We start from the raw sequence: 17,563 nt of genomic DNA, 5'->3' as shown, positions 1-17,563 counted from the left end.
ACCCAAGCGGTTCGTCCGGCGCGGGAGTAGTTCAACGGTAGAACCTCAGCCTTCCAAGCTGATGGTGCGGGTTCGATTCCCGTCTCCCGCTCCATTGAACGCCGCGACAGACACCGCAAAGTTTTCGCTCACGTAGCTCAGTCGGTAGAGCACCTCCTTGGTAAGGAGGAGGTCGAAGGTTCGATTCCTTTCGTGAGCACCATTTCGCAATCCACCGAACGCTTCTCGCGAAGCGCCCCAACGAGACAGAGCCATGGCCAAGGGTAAGTTCGAGCGCACCAAGCCCCACGTGAACGTGGGCACGATCGGTCACGTGGACCACGGCAAGACGACGCTGACGGCGGCGCTGACGAAGATCGGTGCGGAGCGTTTCGGTGGTGAGTTCAAGGGTTACGACCAGATCGACGCGGCGCCGGAAGAGAAGGCGCGCGGCATCACGATCTCGACGGCGCACGTGGAATACGAAAGCGCGAATCGTCACTACGCGCACGTCGACTGCCCGGGCCACGCGGACTACGTGAAGAACATGATCACGGGTGCGGCGCAGATGGACGGCGCGATCCTGGTGTGCTCGGCCGCGGACGGCCCGATGCCGCAGACGCGTGAGCACATCCTGCTCTCGCGCCAGGTCGGCGTGCCGTACATCGTCGTGTTCCTGAACAAGGCCGACATGGTCGACGACGCCGAGCTGCTCGAGCTGGTCGAGATGGAAGTGCGTGAGCTGCTGTCGAAGTACGACTTCCCGGGCGACGACACCCCGATCATCGCGGGCTCGGCCCGTCTGGCGCTGGAAGGCGACCAGTCGGAGATCGGCGTGCCGGCGATCATCAAGCTGGTCGACGCGCTGGACACCTGGATCCCGGAGCCGGAGCGTGCGATCGACATGCCGTTCCTGATGCCGGTCGAGGACGTGTTCTCGATCTCGGGTCGCGGCACGGTGGTCACGGGCCGTATCGAGCGCGGCATCATCAAGGTTGGCGACGAAATCGAAATCGTCGGCATCCGTCCGACGCAGAAGACGACGGTCACCGGCGTCGAGATGTTCCGCAAGCTGCTGGACCAAGGTCAGGCGGGCGACAACGCCGGTCTGCTGCTGCGCGGCACCAAGCGTGACGACGTCGAGCGTGGCCAGGTGCTGTGCAAGCCGGGTTCGATCAAGCCGCACACGGACTTCGAGGCCGAGGTGTACGTGCTGTCGAAGGACGAGGGCGGCCGCCACACGCCGTTCTTCAAGGGCTACCGCCCGCAGTTCTACTTCCGCACGACGGACATCACGGGTTCGATCGAGCTGCCGGAAGGCGTCGAGATGGTGATGCCGGGCGACAACATCAAGATGGTGGTGACGCTGATCAACCCGGTGGCGATGGACGAGGGCCTGCGCTTCGCGATCCGCGAAGGCGGCCGTACGGTCGGCGCCGGCGTGGTGGCGAAGATCATCAAGTAAGACCTGCCGCCATCGCCTGAGGGCGGTGGCGCAACCCGCGGCCGGCACGCGATGCCGGCCCACGGGACGCGAAGCCGGCTTGGCCGGGGTCGCACAACCGGGCGGGAAAGGCAGGCGGCGCAAGCCGCCGTTGCCTTTTCGGGAAACGCCTACAAGTCGATACGCCAGTAGCTCAATTGGCAGAGCAGCGGTCTCCAAAACCGCAGGTTGGGGGTTCGAGTCCCTCCTGGCGTGCCACCTCGACGGCCATCCGGATGCCCGTCGATCCGAACATCATCGAAGTCCGCGCAGGGATGCAGGGGCTTTCGCGAGGGACTCGCGGGACGTGAATAGCAAGGTCGTACAAAATCGCGGTGCACAGGCCGGCGGCTCGTCCGCGGGCGATGTCGCCAAGTACGTGGTCGCCGTGCTGCTGGTGGCGGCCGGCGTGTTCGCCTTCTATTGGTTCGCCGATCTCGCCACGGGCGTGCGCGCGCTGATGGTCGTGGCCGGCATCCTCGCTGGCGGTGTGCTTTTCGCCACGTCCGCACAGGGCGGTCGCACGCGCGAATTCCTGTCGGAATCGCGTTTCGAGCTGCGCAAGGTGGTCTGGCCGAACCGCCAGGAAGCCATGCGCACCACGTGGGTCGTCATGCTCGCGGTGCTCATCCTCAGCCTCCTGCTCGCCGGCTTCGATGTGGTGATCCAGTGGCTCGTCAAGTTCCTGATGGGGCGTTGAGATGACTGAAGTCAACAAGCGCTGGTTCGTCGTGCATGCGTACTCGGGCTTCGAGAAGTCCGTCGCGCAGGCGCTGCGTGATCGCATCGCGCGCGAAGAGATGCAGGACAAGTTCGGCGACGTGCTGGTGCCGACCGAAGAAGTGGTGGAGATGCGCTCCGGCCAGAAGCGCCGTTCCGAGCGCAAGTTCTTCCCGGGCTACGTGCTCGTGCAGATCGCGGTCCACGACGAGAACGGCATCCCGCGCATCGACAGCGAGTGCTGGCACCTCATCAAGGAGACCTCCAAGGTGATGGGCTTCATCGGCGGCACCGCCGATCGCCCGCTGCCGATCTCCGATCGCGAGGCCGACCAGATCCTGCAGCGCGTGCAGGAAGGCGTCGAGAAGCCGCGTCCGAAGGTGCTGTTCGAGCCGGGCGAGATGGTCCGCGTCACCGACGGCCCCTTCAACGACTTCAACGGCGTCGTCGAAGAGATCAATTACGAGAAGAGCCGCCTGCGCGTGGCGGTGCTGATTTTCGGTCGCTCGACGCCGGTCGAACTCGAGTTCGGTCAGGTCGAGAAGGCCAAGTAAGCGTTACCCGAGCATTCCGTTCGGATAACTCTCGCCGTCCATCCGGCCTTGCGGCCGGATAACGCCGGGGGAACGAAACAGGCCGAAGGCCTGTTTCGCATTTCAACGAAAGGAGGAGTCGGCGCGAGCCGCTGACGTTCGAACTCCAGGAGAAAGATCGTGGCAAAGAAGGTTGTTGGTTACATCAAGCTGCAGGTGAAGGCCGGTCAGGCCAACCCCTCGCCGCCGGTCGGTCCGGCGCTCGGCCAGCGCGGCCTCAACATCATGGAGTTCTGCAAGGCGTTCAACGCTGCGACCTCCAAGCTCGAGCCGGGTCTGCCGACCCCGGTCATCATCACGGCCTACTCGGACCGCACCTTCACCTTCGTCACCAAGTCGACCCCGGCTTCGGTGCTTCTGAAGAAGGCCGCCGGCATCCAGTCGGGCTCCAAGCGTCCGAACACCGAGAAGGTGGGCAAGGTCACTCGCGCCCAGCTCGAGGCGATCGCCAAGCAGAAGGAAGCCGACCTGACGGCGGCGGATCTCGATGCGGCAGTGAAGACCATCGCGGGCTCGGCCCGTTCGATGGGCCTCGTGGTGGAGGGCTAAGAACATGGCAATGAACAAGCGTCAGAAGGCCATTCAGGCCGCCGTCGTCCCGGGTAAGGCGTATGCCTTCGAGGACGCCATCCAGATCGTCAAGACCGCCACCAAGGCGAAGTTCGTCGAGTCCGTGGACGTTGCCGTCCGCCTCGGCGTCGACGCCAAGAAGTCGGACCAGCAGGTGCGCGGCTCGACCGTGCTGCCGGCCGGTACCGGCAAGACGGTGCGCGTCGCCGTGTTCGCGCCGGCCGGTGCGAAGGCCGACGAGGCCCTCGCCGCGGGTGCGGATGCCGTCGGTATGGACGACCTCGCCGAGCGCATGCAGGGCGGTGAGCTGAACTACGACGTCGTGATCGCGACGCCGGACGCCATGCGCGTCGTCGGCAAGCTCGGTACGGTGCTCGGCCCGCGTGGCCTGATGCCGAACCCGAAGGTCGGCACCGTGTCGGCGAATCCGGCTGAAGCGGTCAAGAACGCCAAGGGCGGCCAGGTCCGTTACCGCACCGACAAGGCGGGTATCATCCACTGCACGATCGGCAAGGCCGATTTCGAGTCCGACAAGCTGAAGGACAACCTCCAGGCGCTGCTGCTCGACCTGATCAAGGCGAAGCCGTCGACCTCGAAGGGCCAGTACCTGCAGAAGATCGCGATCAGCTCGACCATGGGTCCGGGCGTGATCGTCGACCAGTCGTCGCTCACTCTGAAGTAATCGTTTCAAGGCCGGTGGCTCGCGCCGCCGGCCGACTCTTTTGAAGGCGCTGCCGCTTCGGCGGCAGTGACCGTCAAAGACCGCAGGTGCGGTCAGCGCCGACCGGCGACGGGCAATGGATGCTCAACACGGCAAGGGAATCGCCGTCGGTCGAAGCGGGGCTGCTTAATCCACCGCCTGCGTAGATGGTGCCCTTCTGGAAATTCGTTTCTGGACGGCCACCACCGGGATACCTCGCGTATCCCCGGTGCCATGGACAGGCGCCGCCCCGTCCCGCTCCCGGTGCAAGCCGGTCGCGGAGTTCAATTGGAGGAGTGCAATGGCTCTCAATCTGTCCCAGAAGCAGGAAGTCGTCGCGGAGCTGGCGGAAATCGCCGGCAAGGCACACTCCCTGGTCGCGGCCGAGTACGCGGGCACCACGGTCAGTCAGATGACCGAGATGCGCAAGAAGGCTCGCGAAACGGGTGTGTACCTCCGGGTCGTCAAGAACACCCTCGCGTCGCGTGCCGTCGAAGGCACCGATTTCGCGTGTGTCCAGGACGCCCTGGTCGGTCCGCTGCTGTACGCGTTCTCGCTCGAGGAACCCGGCGCGGCCGGTCGCCTCATCAAGGATGCGTCCAAGGGTAACGACAAGCTCAAGGCGAAGGTCGTCTCGGTGGAAGGCAAGCTGCTGCCGGCCGCCCACGTCGATGTGCTCGCCTCGCTTCCGACTCGCGAACAGGCGCTGGCGATGCTCGCCCGCGTGCTCGCCGAGCCGGCCGCGATGTTCGCGCGCGCCGTCAAGGCCGTGGCCGATCAGCAGGGTGGCGGCGATGCCGCGCCGGCTGAGGAAGCTCCGGCTGAAGCCGAACCGGCTTGATCGTCGACGTTCTTTCCTGAATCCGCTTTAGAAATCAATTTCCAGAGGTAATTTCAAATGTCCGTTACCAACGAGCAGATCGTCGACGCCATCGCCACCAAGTCGCTGATGGAAGTCATGGACCTCGTCAAGGCGATCGAAGAGAAGTTCGGCGTCTCCGCCGCCGCTCCGGTCATGGCTGCCGGCCCGGCCGCCGCCGCGGCTCCGGTCGAAGAGCAGACCGAGTTCAACGTCATCCTGAAGTCGGCTGGCGACAAGAAGGTCGAAGTGATTAAGGCGGTCCGCGCCATCACCGGCCTCGGCCTGAAGGAAGCCAAGGACCTCACCGAGGCCGGCGGCACCGTGAAGGAAGGCGTGTCGAAGGACGACGCCGCGAAGATGAAGAAGGACCTGGAAGCAGCTGGCGCGACCGTCGAGGTCAAGTAAGCAGCTTTGCGTCGCCGGATTTCATCGGCGACCCACTGAAGGCTGGGGGCGAAATGCCCCCGGCCTTTGGTCGTTGTAGACGGACCCGGTTCTTCGGAACGTTTCGACCGGCCCGCTGTCCAACATCGCCCCGGTGGCGATCGCGGCATCGAGCCTCTTCCGTTCCCCGGATCCGGCAGTAGAAAAAACCAACCGAGTTGGTAGTTGGAAGCAGCTTCAGAAGGCGTGCGGGTGCCGGCAATACCCGCGGCTTCCAACTGACAGTTCATTCAAATCGGGAGTCCGGGATTCGGGATTGACCGTTCGCGTAGACGACGTCCGGCCGCATGCGGCTGTAGCGAATGAGCAATCCCGAGTCCCGCATTCCAGCTTCTCAGAGGCAGCCCATGACGACGTACTCGTTCACCGAGAAAAAGCGCATCCGCAAGGATTTCGGCAAGCGCCGCGCGATCCTCGAAGTGCCCTTCCTGCTTGCGATCCAGGTCGACTCGTACCGCGAGTTCCTGCAGGAGCACACCGACCCCGCCAAGCGTGAGGACAAGGGCCTGCACGCCGCGCTCAAGTCGGTCTTCCCGATCGCGAGCTACAGCGGCAATGCCGCACTCGAATACGTCGGCTACAAGCTCGGCGAGCCCGCGTTCGACGAGCGCGAGTGCCGCACGCGTGGCATGAGCTACGGCGCGCCGCTCCGGGTGACCGTTCGCCTGGTGATCTACGACCGCGAGTCGTCGACCAAGGCGATCAAGTACGTGAAGGAGCAGGAGGTCTACATGGGCGAGATCCCGCTCATGACCGAAAACGGCACCTTCATCGTCAACGGCACCGAGCGCGTCATCGTCTCGCAGCTGCACCGTTCGCCGGGCGTGTTCTTCGACCACGACCGTGGCAAGACGCACAGCTCGGGCAAGCTGCTGTACAGCGCGCGAATCATTCCTTACCGCGGTTCGTGGCTGGACTTCGAGTTCGACCCCAAGGACGCGGTGTTCTGCCGCATCGACCGTCGCCGCAAGCTGCCGGTGACGATCCTGCTGCGCGCGCTCGGCTACAACAACGAAGAGATGTTGAAGTCGTTCTTCGACATCAACACGTTCCACATCCAGCCGGAAGGCGTGCAGCTCGAGCTCGTGCCGGAGCGTCTGCGCGGTGAAACGCTGGACTTCGACCTGGCCGACGGTGACAAGGTCATCGTGGAAGCCGGTCGTCGCGTGACCGCGCGTCACGTGCGCCAGCTCGAGCAGGCCGGTATCTCCGCACTCGCCGTGCCGGACAGCTACCTCGCCGGTCGCATCCTGTCGCACGACGTCGTCGATCCGAAGACGGGCGAGCTGCTCGCGAACGCGAACGAAGAGCTCAACGACGCGCACCTCGAAGCGTTCCGCAAGGCGGGCATCGCGCAGGTCGGCACGCTGTGGGTCAACGACCTCGACCGCGGTCCGTACATCTCGAACACGCTGCGCATCGATCCGACCAAGACGCAGCTCGAAGCGCTGGTCGAGATCTACCGCATGATGCGTCCGGGTGAGCCGCCGACGAAGGACGCCGCGCAGAACCTATTCCACAACCTGTTCTTCACGTTCGAGCGCTACGACCTGTCGGGCGTGGGTCGCATGAAGTTCAACCGTCGCCTCGGCCGCAAGGAAACCGAAGGCGCGGCGGTGCTGTACGACGCCAAGTACTTCCAGGATCGCAAGGACGAAGAGTCCGCACGCCTGCGCGGCATCTACGCGCAGACGTCCGACATCCTCGACGTCATCCGCGTGCTGACGGAAATCCGCAACGGTCGCGGCGTGGTCGACGACATCGACCACCTCGGCAACCGTCGCGTGCGTTCGGTCGGTGAAATGGCGGAGAACACCTTCCGCGTCGGCCTCGTGCGCGTCGAGCGTGCGGTCAAGGAGCGCCTGTCGATGGCGGAGTCCGAAGGCCTCACGCCGCAGGAACTCATCAACGCCAAGCCCGTCGCGGCCGCGATCAAGGAGTTCTTCGGCTCCTCGCAGCTGTCGCAGTTCATGGACCAGAACAACCCGCTGTCGGAAGTCACGCACAAGCGTCGCGTGTCGGCCCTCGGCCCGGGCGGTCTGACGCGTGAGCGTGCCGGCTTCGAAGTGCGCGACGTGCACCCGACGCACTACGGTCGCGTCTGCACCATCGAAACGCCGGAAGGCCCGAACATCGGCCTGATCAACTCGCTCGCCGTGTTCGCACGTACGAACCGCTATGGCTTCCTCGAGACGCCGTACCGCCGTGTCGTCGACGGCAAGGTGACCGAAGAGATCGAGTTCCTTTCGGCGATCGAAGAGAACGAGTACGTCATCGCCCAGGCCAACGCGCCGCAGGACGAGAAGGGCACGATGACGGCGCAGTTCGTCGCCTGCCGTTACCAGGGCGAATCGCTGCTCAAGCCGCCGAGCGAAGTCCACTTCATGGACGTCTCGCCGATGCAGACCGTGTCGGTCGCGGCCGCGCTCGTGCCGTTCCTCGAGCACGACGACGCGAACCGCGCACTCATGGGCGCGAACATGCAGCGCCAGGCGGTGCCGACGCTGCGTGCGCAGAAGCCGCTGGTGGGCACGGGCATCGAGCGCGCCGTGGCACGCGACTCGGGCGTGACCGTGAATGCGCGCCGCGGTGGCGTGATCGAAGCGATCGACGCCGCGCGCATCGTCGTCAAGGTCAACGAAGGTGAAGTCAACGAAGGCCTCGACGCCGGCGTCGACATCTACAACCTCGTCAAGTACACGCGTTCGAACCAGAACACCTGCATCAACCAGCGTCCGCTGGTGAAGGTCGGTGATCGCATCGAGCGCGGCGACGTGCTGGCCGACGGTCCGTCGACCGACATCGGCGAGCTCGCGCTCGGCCAGAACATGCTGGTCGCGTTCATGCCGTGGAACGGCTACAACTTCGAAGACTCGATCCTGCTCAGCGAGCGCGTCGTCGAAGAAGATCGCTACACGACGATCCACATCGAAGAACTGACCGTCCAGGCGCGCGACACCAAGCTCGGACCGGAGGAAATCACCGCCGACATCCCGAACGTGTCCGAGCAGGCGCTCGGCCGTCTCGACGAGTCGGGCGTGGTCTACATCGGTGCGGAAGTGCGCGCGGGCGACATCCTCGTCGGCAAGGTCACGCCGAAGGGCGAGAGCCAGCTGACGCCGGAAGAGAAGCTGCTCCGCGCGATCTTCGGCGAGAAGGCGTCCGACGTTAAGGACAGCTCGCTGCGCGTGCCGCCGGGCATGGACGGCGTCGTCATCGACGTGCAGGTCTTCACCCGCGACGGCATCGAGAAGGACAAGCGCGCGCGTCAGATCGAAGAGAGCGAAATCCGTCGGGTCAAGAAGGACTTCGACGACCAGTTCCGCATCCTCGAGGCGGCGATCTACGACCGTCTGCGTGGCCAGCTGCTCGGCAAGGTGGCGAACGGCGGTGCCGGCCTCAAGAAGGGCGACACGGTCACGTCGCTGGTGCTCGACAGCCTGTCCAAGAAGGACTGGTTCACGTTGCGCATGAAGGACGACGACGCGGTCGAGGCGATCGAGCGCGCGCAGAAGCAGATCGACGAATACCAGAAGGAATTCGAGCGTCGCTTCGCCGACAAGCGCGGCAAGATCACCCAGGGCGACGACCTCGCGCCGGGCGTGCTCAAGATGGTCAAGGTCTTCCTCGCCGTTAAGCGCCGCATCCAGCCGGGCGACAAGATGGCCGGCCGCCACGGCAACAAGGGTGTCGTGTCGACGATCGTTCCGGTCGAAGACATGCCGTACAGCGCCGACGGCACCACCGTCGACATCGTGCTGAACCCGCTGGGCGTTCCGTCGCGAATGAACATCGGCCAGATCCTCGAAGTCCACCTTGGTTGGGCGGCGAAGGGCTTGGGCAAGAAGATCGATCGCATGCTGCAGGCGCAGGCCGCGGTGTCGGATCTGCGCAAGTTCCTCGGTGAGATCTACAACCACGACACCGGCGTGGTCGGTGAGCGCGTCGACCTGTCGCAGTTCTCCGACGAGGAGCTGATTCGCCTCGCCAAGAACCTGACCGACGGCGTGCCGATGGCGACGCCGGTGTTCGACGGCGCGGCCGAGACCGAGATCAAGAAGATGCTCGAGCTCGCCGAGCTGCCGCTGAGCGGCCAGACCGTGCTGCACGACGGTCGTACCGGCGAAGCGTTCGAACGTCCGGTCACCGTCGGCTACATGCACATGCTGAAGCTGAACCACCTGGTCGACGACAAGATGCACGCGCGTTCGACCGGTCCGTACTCGCTCGTCACCCAGCAGCCGCTGGGCGGCAAGGCGCAGTTCGGCGGTCAGCGTTTCGGCGAGATGGAAGTCTGGGCGCTGGAAGCGTACGGCGCGGCCTACACCCTGCAGGAAATGCTGACGGTGAAGTCCGACGACGTGCAGGGCCGCAACCAGATGTACAAGAACATCGTCGACGGCGACTACGAGATGGTCGCGGGCATGCCGGAGTCCTTCAACGTTCTCGTGAGGGAAATCCGCTCGCTGGCGATCAACATGGAGCTTGAGGAGCACTGAGAACCGCGCGGCCGGCGCACATCGCGCCGGCCTGCTGCACGGAACGTTCTCAACTGCGAATCGCTCCCTAGGAGACTGAAATGAAAGACCTGCTCAATCTGTTCAACCAGCAGCGCACGACGATCGACTTCGACGCGATCAAGATCGGTCTGGCTTCGCCGGACCTGATCCGCTCCTGGTCGTACGGCGAAGTGAAGAAGCCCGAGACGATCAACTACCGCACGTTCAAGCCCGAGCGTGACGGCCTGTTCTGCTCGGCGATCTTCGGCCCGATCAAGGACTACGAGTGCCTGTGCGGCAAGTACAAGCGCATGAAGCACCGCGGCGTGGTCTGCGAGAAGTGCGGCACCGAAGTCACGCTGGCCAAGGTGCGCCGTGAGCGCATGGGCCACATCGACCTCGCGTCGCCGGTGGCGCACATCTGGTTCCTGAAGTCGCTTCCGTCGCGCATCGGCCTGATGCTCGACATGACCCTGCGTGACATCGAGCGCATCCTGTACTTCGAAGCCTTCGTGGTGACGGAGCCGGGCCTGACGCCGATGGAGCGTGGCCAGCTGCTGACCGAAGAGCAGTTCCTGCAGGCACGCCAGGAGCACGGCGACGACTTCGAAGCCGCGATGGGCGCCGAGGCGATCTACGAGCTGCTGCGCACGATCGACCTGCAGTCGGAGATGGTCACGCTGCGCGAGGACATCGCGTCGACGGGTTCGGAGACCAAGCTCAAGCGCCTCACCAAGCGCATCAAGCTGATCGAGGCCTTCATCGAGTCCGGCAACCGCCCGGAGTGGATGGTCATGACCGTCCTGCCGGTGCTACCGCCGGATCTGCGTCCGCTCGTCCCGCTGGACGGTGGCCGCTTCGCGACGTCGGACCTCAACGATCTGTACCGCCGCGTCATCAACCGCAACAACCGCCTGCGTCGCCTGCTCGAACTCAATGCGCCCGACATCATCGTGCGCAACGAGAAGCGCATGCTGCAGGAGTCGGTCGATGCGCTGATGGACAACGGCCGTCGTGGCCGCGCCATCACCGGCACCAACAAGCGTCCTTTGAAGTCGCTCGCCGACATGATCAAGGGCAAGCAGGGTCGCTTCCGCCAGAACCTGCTCGGCAAGCGCGTCGACTACTCGGGCCGTTCGGTCATCGTGGTCGGCCCGACGCTGCGTCTGCACGAGTGCGGCCTGCCGAAGAAGATGGCGCTCGAGCTGTTCAAGCCCTTCATCTTCTCCAAGCTGCAGCGCCGTGGCCTCGCCACGACGATCAAGGCGGCGAAGAAGCTCGTCGAGCGCGAAGAGGCCCAGGTGTGGGACATCCTCGAAGAGGTGATCCGCGAACACCCGGTCATGCTCAACCGCGCGCCGACGCTGCACCGCCTCGGCATCCAGGCGTTCGAGCCGGTCCTGATCGAAGGCAAGGCGATCCAGCTGCATCCGCTCGTGTGTACGGCGTTCAACGCCGACTTCGACGGTGACCAGATGGCCGTGCACGTGCCGCTCTCGCTGGAAGCCCAGCTGGAAGCGCGCGCGCTGATGATGTCGTCGAACAACATCCTGTCGCCGGCGAACGGCGAGCCGATCATCGTGCCGTCGCAGGACGTCGTGCTCGGCCTGTACTACATGTCGCGCGCCCTGGTGAACAAGAAGGGCGAGGGCATGGCGTTCGCGAACGTCGCCGAGGTCAAGCGCGCGTACGACAACCGCGTCGTCGAGCTGCACGCCAAGGTCAAGGTCCGCATCACGCAGACCGTGATCGCGGAAGACGGCACGCGTTCGAAGCAGACGTCGATCGTCGACACCACCGTCGGCCGCGCACTCCTGCAGGAAATCCTGCCGGAAGGCCTGTCGTTCGAGCTCGCCAACACCGAGCTGACCAAGAAGAACATCTCGCGCCTGATCAACAGCTGCTATCGCCAGCTGGGCCTCAAGGACACGGTGATCTTCGCCGACCAGCTGATGTACACCGGCTTCGCGTACGCCACGCGCGCCGGCGTGTCGATCGGCATCGACGACATGACCATCCCGAATGAGAAGAAGGGCATCCTCGCCGAGGCGGAAGCCGAAGTGCTGGAGATCCAGGAGCAGTACCAGTCGGGTCTGGTCACCGCCGGCGAGCGTTACAACAAGGTCGTCGACATCTGGTCGCGCACGAACGAGCGCGTCGCGAAGGCGATGATGGACGCCATCGGCACCGAGACCGTCGAAGGTTCGGACGGCAAGCCGGTCGCGCAGAAGTCGATGAACTCGATCTACATCATGGCCGACTCGGGTGCGCGTGGTTCGCAGGCGCAGATCCGTCAGCTCGCCGGTATGCGCGGCCTGATGGCCAAGCCGGACGGCTCGATCATCGAGACGCCGATCACCGCGAACTTCCGCGAAGGCCTGAACGTTCTCCAGTACTTCATCTCGACCCACGGTGCCCGTAAGGGCCTCGCGGATACCGCGCTGAAGACGGCGAACTCGGGTTACCTCACGCGTCGTCTGGTCGACGTCGCGCAGGACGTGGTCATCACCGAGAGCGATTGCGGCACGCTCGAAGGCCTGACCATGACCCCGATCGTCGAAGGCGGCGATGTCGTCGAACCGCTGAAGGAGCGCGTGCTCGGTCGCGTGGTCGCCGAGGACGTGTTCCTGCCGGGCAACGACGAGGATCCGATCGTCACCCGCAATACGCTGCTCGACGAAGCCTGGGTCGCCAAGCTCGAAGAAGCGAGCGTGCAGTCGATCAAGGTGCGTTCGACCATCACCTGCGAAACGCCGTTCGGCGTCTGCGCATCGTGCTATGGCCGTGACCTCGGCCGCGGCCACCTCGTCAACCACGGCGAAGCGGTCGGTGTCGTCGCGGCGCAGTCGATCGGTGAGCCGGGCACGCAGCTGACGATGCGTACGTTCCACATCGGTGGTGCGGCATCGCGAGCGGCGGCGATCGACAACATCACGGTCAAGACGACGGGTTCGATCAAGTTCAACAACCTCAAGCACGTCGAGCACGCCAACGGCCACCTGGTCGCGGTGTCGCGTTCGGGCGAACTGTCGGTGCTCGATGCGCACGGCCGCGAGCGCGAGCGCTACAAGCTGCCGTACGGCGCGACGATCACCGTGCGTGACGGTGCGGAGATCAAGGCGGGCCAGCAGGTCGCCAATTGGGATCCGCATAACCACCCGATCGTGTCGGAAGTGAAGGGCTTCATGCGCTTCATCGACTTCGTCGACGGCGTCACCGTCATCCAGAAGACCGACGAACTGACCGGCCTCGCATCGAGCGAGATCACCGATCCGAAGCGTCGTGGTACGCAGGCGAAGGATCTGCGTCCGCTGGTGCGCATCGTCGATGCGAACGGCAAGGATCTGCAGATCCCGGGTACCGACCTGCCGGCGCAGTACATGCTGCCGCCGCGTTCGATCGTCAACCTGCAGGACGGGGCGCCGGTGGGCGTGGGCGACGTGGTCGCGAAGATTCCGCAGGAAGCTTCGAAGACCCGCGACATCACCGGTGGTCTGCCGCGCGTGGCCGACCTGTTCGAAGCGCGCAAGCCGAAGGATCCGGCGATTCTCGCCGAAGTCTCCGGCATCGTTTCGTTCGGCAAGGACACCAAGGGCAAGCAGCGCCTGATCATCAAGCAGGCCGACGGCAGCGAGCACGAAGAGCTGATCCCGAAGTACCGCCAGATCATCGTGTTCGAAGGCGAGCACGTGGAGAAGGGCGAGACGGTCGTCGACGGCGAGCCTAACCCGCAGGACATCCTGCGCCTGCTCGGCGTCGAGCCGCTGGCCGTGTACCTGACCAAGGAAATCCAGGACGTCTATCGCCTGCAGGGCGTCAAGATCAACGACAAGCACATCGAGGTGATCGTTCGCCAGATGCTGCGCAAGGTCGAGATCGTCGACGCGGGTGACAGCAAGTTCCTGGCCGGCGAGCAGGTCGAGCGTCAGCGTCTGATCGAAGAGAACCAGCGCCTCGCGACGCGCAACGAGATCCTGGCGAAGTACGAGCCAGTGCTGCTCGGCATCACCAAGGCCTCGCTGGCGACCGAGTCGTTCATCTCGGCGGCCTCGTTCCAGGAGACCACCCGCGTGCTCACCGAGGCGGCCGTCCGCGGCACCCGCGACACGCTGCGCGGGCTCAAGGAGAACGTGATCGTCGGTCGCCTGATCCCGGCCGGTACCGGTCTGGCGTACCACAGCCAGCGCCGCAAGAACGCCTCGGGCCTGACCGATCAGGAACTCGAGACGCTCTCGGCGCCCGCGACGGTCGGTGAGGCTCCGGCCGCTGCCGAAGCGGTCGAGGGCGGCGAGGAAGAGTGAGGCGCCGGGCGCGCTTGCCTCGGGGCAGGCGCGCCCTGCTATACTCTCCCGGCTAAGCATTACCCGGGCGGCCTTCGGGCAAGCCCCAGATCACCAAATGAGGTCACAGGACGTGCCTCGTATTGGACCCAAGGCAGGGTGGGATCTCGCGACGCGCGCGCCTCCGGGCATCTGCGCGACGCACAAAGCGAGCCCGCGACCGGCCGATCCGGACGCGGGCTAGGCTTTTTCGTCTTGGCTGGTCCCTCGGGGCTGGCCTTCCGTTTTCCACGGGCCTCGGCCCACACGAAGAGCTCCAGATGGCGACCATCAATCAGCTGGTGCGCAAGCCGCGCAGCCCTGAAACCTACAAGAGCACGTCCCCGGCCCTGCAGAATTGCCCGCAGCGTCGCGGCGTCTGCACCCGCGTGTACACCACGACCCCGAAGAAGCCGAACTCGGCCCTCCGCAAGGTCGCCAAGGTGCGTCTCACCAACGGCTACGAGGTCATCTCGTACATCGGCGGCGAAGGCCACAACCTGCAGGAGCACTCGGTCGTGCTGATCCGCGGCGGTCGCGTCAAGGATCTCCCGGGCGTGCGCTACCACACCGTGCGTGGCTCGCTCGACGCCGCAGGCGTCACCAAGCGCCGCCAGAGCCGCTCCAAGTACGGCGCCAAGCGTCCGAAGTCCTGATTCCGGCGGGCGCTTTCCGCGCCGCCGACTGATACGAGAGGTACACGCCAATGTCGCGTAAAGGTTCCACCCCGCAGCGCTCGGTGCTGCCCGATCCGAAGCACGGAAGCGAGACGATCGCCCGCTTCATCAACATGGTCATGCAGAGCGGCAAGAAGTCGGTCGCCGAGAAGATCGTGTACGGCGCGATGGATGTCATCGGCCAGAAGAATCCGAACGCCCTCGAGCTCGTCGAGAAGGCCCTGACCAACGTCGCTCCGGCGGTCGAGGTCAAGTCCCGCCGCGTCGGCGGTGCGACGTACCAGGTGCCGGTCGAAGTGCGCGCTTCGCGTCGTTCGGCCCTCGCCATGCGTTGGCTGATCGATTCCGCGCGCAAGCGTGGCGAGAACTCGATGCCGCGCAAGCTCGCGGCCGAGCTGCTCGACGCCAGCGAGAACCGCGGCGGCGCGATCAAGAAGCGCGAAGAGACGCACCGTATGGCCGAGGCCAACAAGGCGTTCGCGCACTACCGCTGGTGATCCAGCGCTTCGAGCGCTGACGGGGCGGCCTCCGGCCGCCCTCCCACCGGAGGCCGCCTTCAAGGGCGGCGTCCGGCCATTTGAGAATCCGAAAACATACGAGAGGGTCCCGTGGCTCGCACCACTCCCATCGAGCGTTACCGCAACTTCGGCATCATGGCCCACATCGATGCCGGCAAGACCACCACGTCCGAACGCATCCTGTTCTACACCGGCGTCAGCCACAAGATCGGCGAAGTGCACGAAGGTGCCGCGACGATGGACTGGATGGAGCAGGAGCAGGAGCGCGGCATCACCATTACGTCGGCCGCGACGACCGCGTTCTGGAAGGGCATGGACAAGTCCCTGCCGGAACACCGCTTCAACATCATCGACACCCCCGGCCACGTCGACTTCACCATCGAAGTCGAGCGTTCGCTGCGCGTGCTCGACGGTGCGGTGTTCGTGCTCTGCGCCGTCGGTGGCGTGCAGCCGCAGTCGGAGACCGTGTGGCGTCAGGCCAACAAGTACTCCGTGCCGCGCATGGCGTTCGTCAACAAGATGGACCGCACTGGCGCGAACTTCGACAAGGTCGTCGAGCAGCTGAAGTCGCGTCTTGGCGCGTACGCGGTGCCGATGCAGGTGCCGGTCGGCGCTGAAGACGGCTTCGAAGGCGTCGTCGACCTGCTCAAGATGAAGGCGATCCAGTGGGACGTCGCGTCGCAGGGCACGAAGTTCGAATACAAGGACATCCCGGCCGAGCTGCAGAGCAAGGCTGAGGAAGCGCGCAGCTTCATGATGGAAGCCGCCGCGGAAGCGTCCGAAGAGCTGATGGACAAGTACCTCACCGAGGGCGAGCTGTCGGAGGCCGAGATCATCTCGGGCCTGCGCGAGCGCACCCTGCGCGTCGAGATCGTGCCGGTGTTCTGCGGTTCGGCGTTCAAGAACAAGGGCGTCCAGGCGATGCTCGACGGCGTCATCAACCTGCTGCCGTCGCCGGCTGATCGTCCGCCGGTGCAGGGCATCGACGACGACGAGAAGGAAGACAGCCGCAAGGCGTCGGACACCGAGCCGTTCTCGGCGCTGGCGTTCAAGATCATGACGGACCCGTTCGTGGGTTCGCTCACGTTCTTCCGCGTGTACTCGGGCGTCCTGAATTCGGGTGACCAGGTGTACAACCCGGTCAAGTCGAAGAAGGAACGCGTCGGCCGCATCCTGCAGATGCACGCCAACAACCGCGACGAAATCAAGGAAGTCCGCGCCGGCGACATCGCCGCGGCGGTCGGCCTGAAGGACGTCACGACCGGCGACACGCTGTGCGCGCAGGACGCGATCATCACGCTCGAGCGCATGGTGTTCCCGGAGCCGGTCATCTCGATGGCCGTCGAGCCGAAGACCAAGTCGGACCAGGAAAAGATGGGTATCGCCCTGGGCCGCCTGGCGCAGGAAGATCCTTCGTTTCGCGTGCGTACCGACGAAGAGTCCGGTCAGACCATCATCGCCGGCATGGGCGAGCTGCACCTCGACATCATCGTTGACCGCATGAAGCGCGAGTTCAACGTTGAAGCCAACGTCGGCAAGCCGCAGGTTGCTTACCGCGAGACGATCCGCAAGAACGTCAAGGTCGAAGGCAAGTACGCGCGCCAGACCGGTGGTAAGGGTCAGTTCGGTCACGTGTGGATCGAGCTGCAGCCGAACGAGCAGGGCAAGGGTTACGAGTTCGAGAACGCGATCGTCGGCGGTGTGATTCCGAAGGAATACATCCCGGCCGTGGACAAGGGCATCAAGGAAGCCGTCGCCAATGGCGTGCTTGCCGGTTACCCGATCGTCGACGTCAAGATCAAGCTCGTCGACGGTTCGTACCACGAAGTCGACTCGTCGGAAATGGCGTTCAAGATCGCCGGCTCGATGGCCTTCAAGGAAGGCTTCATGAAGGCGTCGCCGGTTCTGCTCGAGCCGATGATGAAGGTCGAAATCGTGTCGCCGGAGGATTACCTCGGTGACGTGATGGGCGACGTCAGCCGTCGTCGCGGCATTCTGCAGGGTCAGGACGACAGCCCGTCGGGCAAGATCATCAACGCGATGATTCCGCTGGGTGAGATGTTCGGCTACGCGACGTCGCTGCGTTCGATGTCGCAGGGTCGTGCGACCTTCACGATGGAATTCGATCACTACGCCGAAGCGCCGACGAACATCGCCGAGTCGGTGATCAAGAAGAACTGATCAAAAACCAATCGCCCC

12 protein-coding genes and 3 tRNA genes are annotated in these 17,563 nt (G+C 64.7%); all 15 read left to right on the top strand.

Annotation, left to right across the window (positions count from 1 at the left end; translation table 11 throughout):
- Positions 1-20: 20 nt before the first annotated feature.
- The 15 genes from DWG18_RS09915 to fusA all read left to right on the top strand — a co-directional run bounded on the left by DWG18_RS09915 (position 21) and on the right by fusA (position 17,545).
- Positions 21-94 (top strand) — tRNA-Gly (locus DWG18_RS09915).
- 32 nt (positions 95-126) lie between these two features.
- Positions 127-202, top strand: a tRNA-Thr gene (locus DWG18_RS09910).
- Positions 203-253: 51 nt separating this feature from the next.
- The gene (gene tuf / locus DWG18_RS09905) at positions 254-1,444 is read left to right on the top strand and encodes an elongation factor Tu (RefSeq protein ID WP_115647025.1); all 1,191 of its coding nucleotides are present in this window, start codon (positions 254-256) and stop codon (positions 1,442-1,444) included.
- Between the two features lie 161 nt (positions 1,445-1,605).
- Positions 1,606-1,681, top strand: a tRNA-Trp gene (locus DWG18_RS09900).
- A gap of 88 nt (positions 1,682-1,769) precedes the next feature.
- On the top strand, positions 1,770-2,162 hold the full coding sequence (gene secE / locus DWG18_RS09895; protein ID WP_115647036.1) for a preprotein translocase subunit SecE: 393 nt from the start codon (positions 1,770-1,772) through the stop codon (positions 2,160-2,162).
- 1 nt (position 2,163) lies between these two features.
- Entirely contained in the window at positions 2,164-2,736 is a 573-nt protein-coding gene (nusG, locus tag DWG18_RS09890; protein WP_115647035.1) for a transcription termination/antitermination protein NusG, read from the top strand.
- A 159-nt stretch (positions 2,737-2,895) separates the two neighbouring features.
- Positions 2,896-3,324 (top strand): 50S ribosomal protein L11, encoded by a 429-nt coding sequence (gene rplK / locus DWG18_RS09885; RefSeq protein ID WP_115647034.1) that lies wholly within the window; start codon positions 2,896-2,898, stop codon positions 3,322-3,324.
- Between the two features lie 4 nt (positions 3,325-3,328).
- On the top strand, positions 3,329-4,027 hold the full coding sequence (gene rplA, locus DWG18_RS09880) for a 50S ribosomal protein L1 (protein ID WP_115647033.1): 699 nt from the start codon (positions 3,329-3,331) through the stop codon (positions 4,025-4,027).
- A gap of 319 nt (positions 4,028-4,346) precedes the next feature.
- On the top strand, positions 4,347-4,886 hold the full coding sequence (gene rplJ / locus DWG18_RS09875; RefSeq protein WP_115647032.1) for a 50S ribosomal protein L10: 540 nt from the start codon (positions 4,347-4,349) through the stop codon (positions 4,884-4,886).
- 57 nt (positions 4,887-4,943) lie between these two features.
- Complete coding sequence (gene rplL, locus DWG18_RS09870) at positions 4,944-5,312, top strand: 50S ribosomal protein L7/L12 (protein ID WP_115647031.1); 369 nt, start codon at positions 4,944-4,946, stop codon at positions 5,310-5,312.
- Between the two features lie 386 nt (positions 5,313-5,698).
- On the top strand, positions 5,699-9,850 hold the full coding sequence (rpoB, locus tag DWG18_RS09865; RefSeq protein WP_115647030.1) for a DNA-directed RNA polymerase subunit beta: 4,152 nt from the start codon (positions 5,699-5,701) through the stop codon (positions 9,848-9,850).
- A gap of 80 nt (positions 9,851-9,930) precedes the next feature.
- Positions 9,931-14,151: a DNA-directed RNA polymerase subunit beta' gene (gene rpoC / locus DWG18_RS09860; RefSeq protein WP_115647029.1), complete on the top strand. Its 4,221-nt coding sequence runs from the start codon at positions 9,931-9,933 to the stop codon at positions 14,149-14,151.
- 299 nt (positions 14,152-14,450) lie between these two features.
- Positions 14,451-14,825 (top strand): 30S ribosomal protein S12, encoded by a 375-nt coding sequence (gene rpsL / locus DWG18_RS09855; protein ID WP_115647028.1) that lies wholly within the window; start codon positions 14,451-14,453, stop codon positions 14,823-14,825.
- Between the two features lie 50 nt (positions 14,826-14,875).
- On the top strand, positions 14,876-15,343 hold the full coding sequence (gene rpsG, locus DWG18_RS09850) for a 30S ribosomal protein S7 (protein WP_115647027.1): 468 nt from the start codon (positions 14,876-14,878) through the stop codon (positions 15,341-15,343).
- 111 nt (positions 15,344-15,454) lie between these two features.
- Positions 15,455-17,545 (top strand): elongation factor G, encoded by a 2,091-nt coding sequence (gene fusA, locus DWG18_RS09845; protein ID WP_115647026.1) that lies wholly within the window; start codon positions 15,455-15,457, stop codon positions 17,543-17,545.
- Positions 17,546-17,563 lie beyond the last annotated feature (18 nt).

Source organism: Lysobacter sp. TY2-98 (genome assembly GCF_003367355.1).
Taxonomy (GTDB): domain Bacteria; phylum Pseudomonadota; class Gammaproteobacteria; order Xanthomonadales; family Xanthomonadaceae; genus Cognatilysobacter.
The sequence above is the reverse complement of the archived record's forward strand: the minus strand, read 5'-3'. Positions and strand labels throughout refer to the sequence as shown.

Excerpts from the sequence above, each read along its gene's own strand:
- rplL (WP_115647031.1), top strand. The coding sequence starts at position 4,944 with ATGTCCGTTACCAACGAGCAGATCGTCGACGCCATCGCCACCAAGTCG.
- rpsG (WP_115647027.1), top strand. The coding sequence starts at position 14,876 with ATGTCGCGTAAAGGTTCCACCCCGCAGCGCTCGGTGCTGCCCGATCCG.
- nusG (WP_115647035.1), top strand. The coding sequence starts at position 2,164 with ATGACTGAAGTCAACAAGCGCTGGTTCGTCGTGCATGCGTACTCGGGC.
- rplJ (WP_115647032.1), top strand. The coding sequence starts at position 4,347 with ATGGCTCTCAATCTGTCCCAGAAGCAGGAAGTCGTCGCGGAGCTGGCG.
- rplA (WP_115647033.1), top strand. The coding sequence starts at position 3,329 with ATGGCAATGAACAAGCGTCAGAAGGCCATTCAGGCCGCCGTCGTCCCG.
- rpoB (WP_115647030.1), top strand. The coding sequence starts at position 5,699 with ATGACGACGTACTCGTTCACCGAGAAAAAGCGCATCCGCAAGGATTTC.
- rpsL (WP_115647028.1), top strand. The coding sequence starts at position 14,451 with ATGGCGACCATCAATCAGCTGGTGCGCAAGCCGCGCAGCCCTGAAACC.
- tuf (WP_115647025.1), top strand. The coding sequence starts at position 254 with ATGGCCAAGGGTAAGTTCGAGCGCACCAAGCCCCACGTGAACGTGGGC.
- rpoC (WP_115647029.1), top strand. The coding sequence starts at position 9,931 with ATGAAAGACCTGCTCAATCTGTTCAACCAGCAGCGCACGACGATCGAC.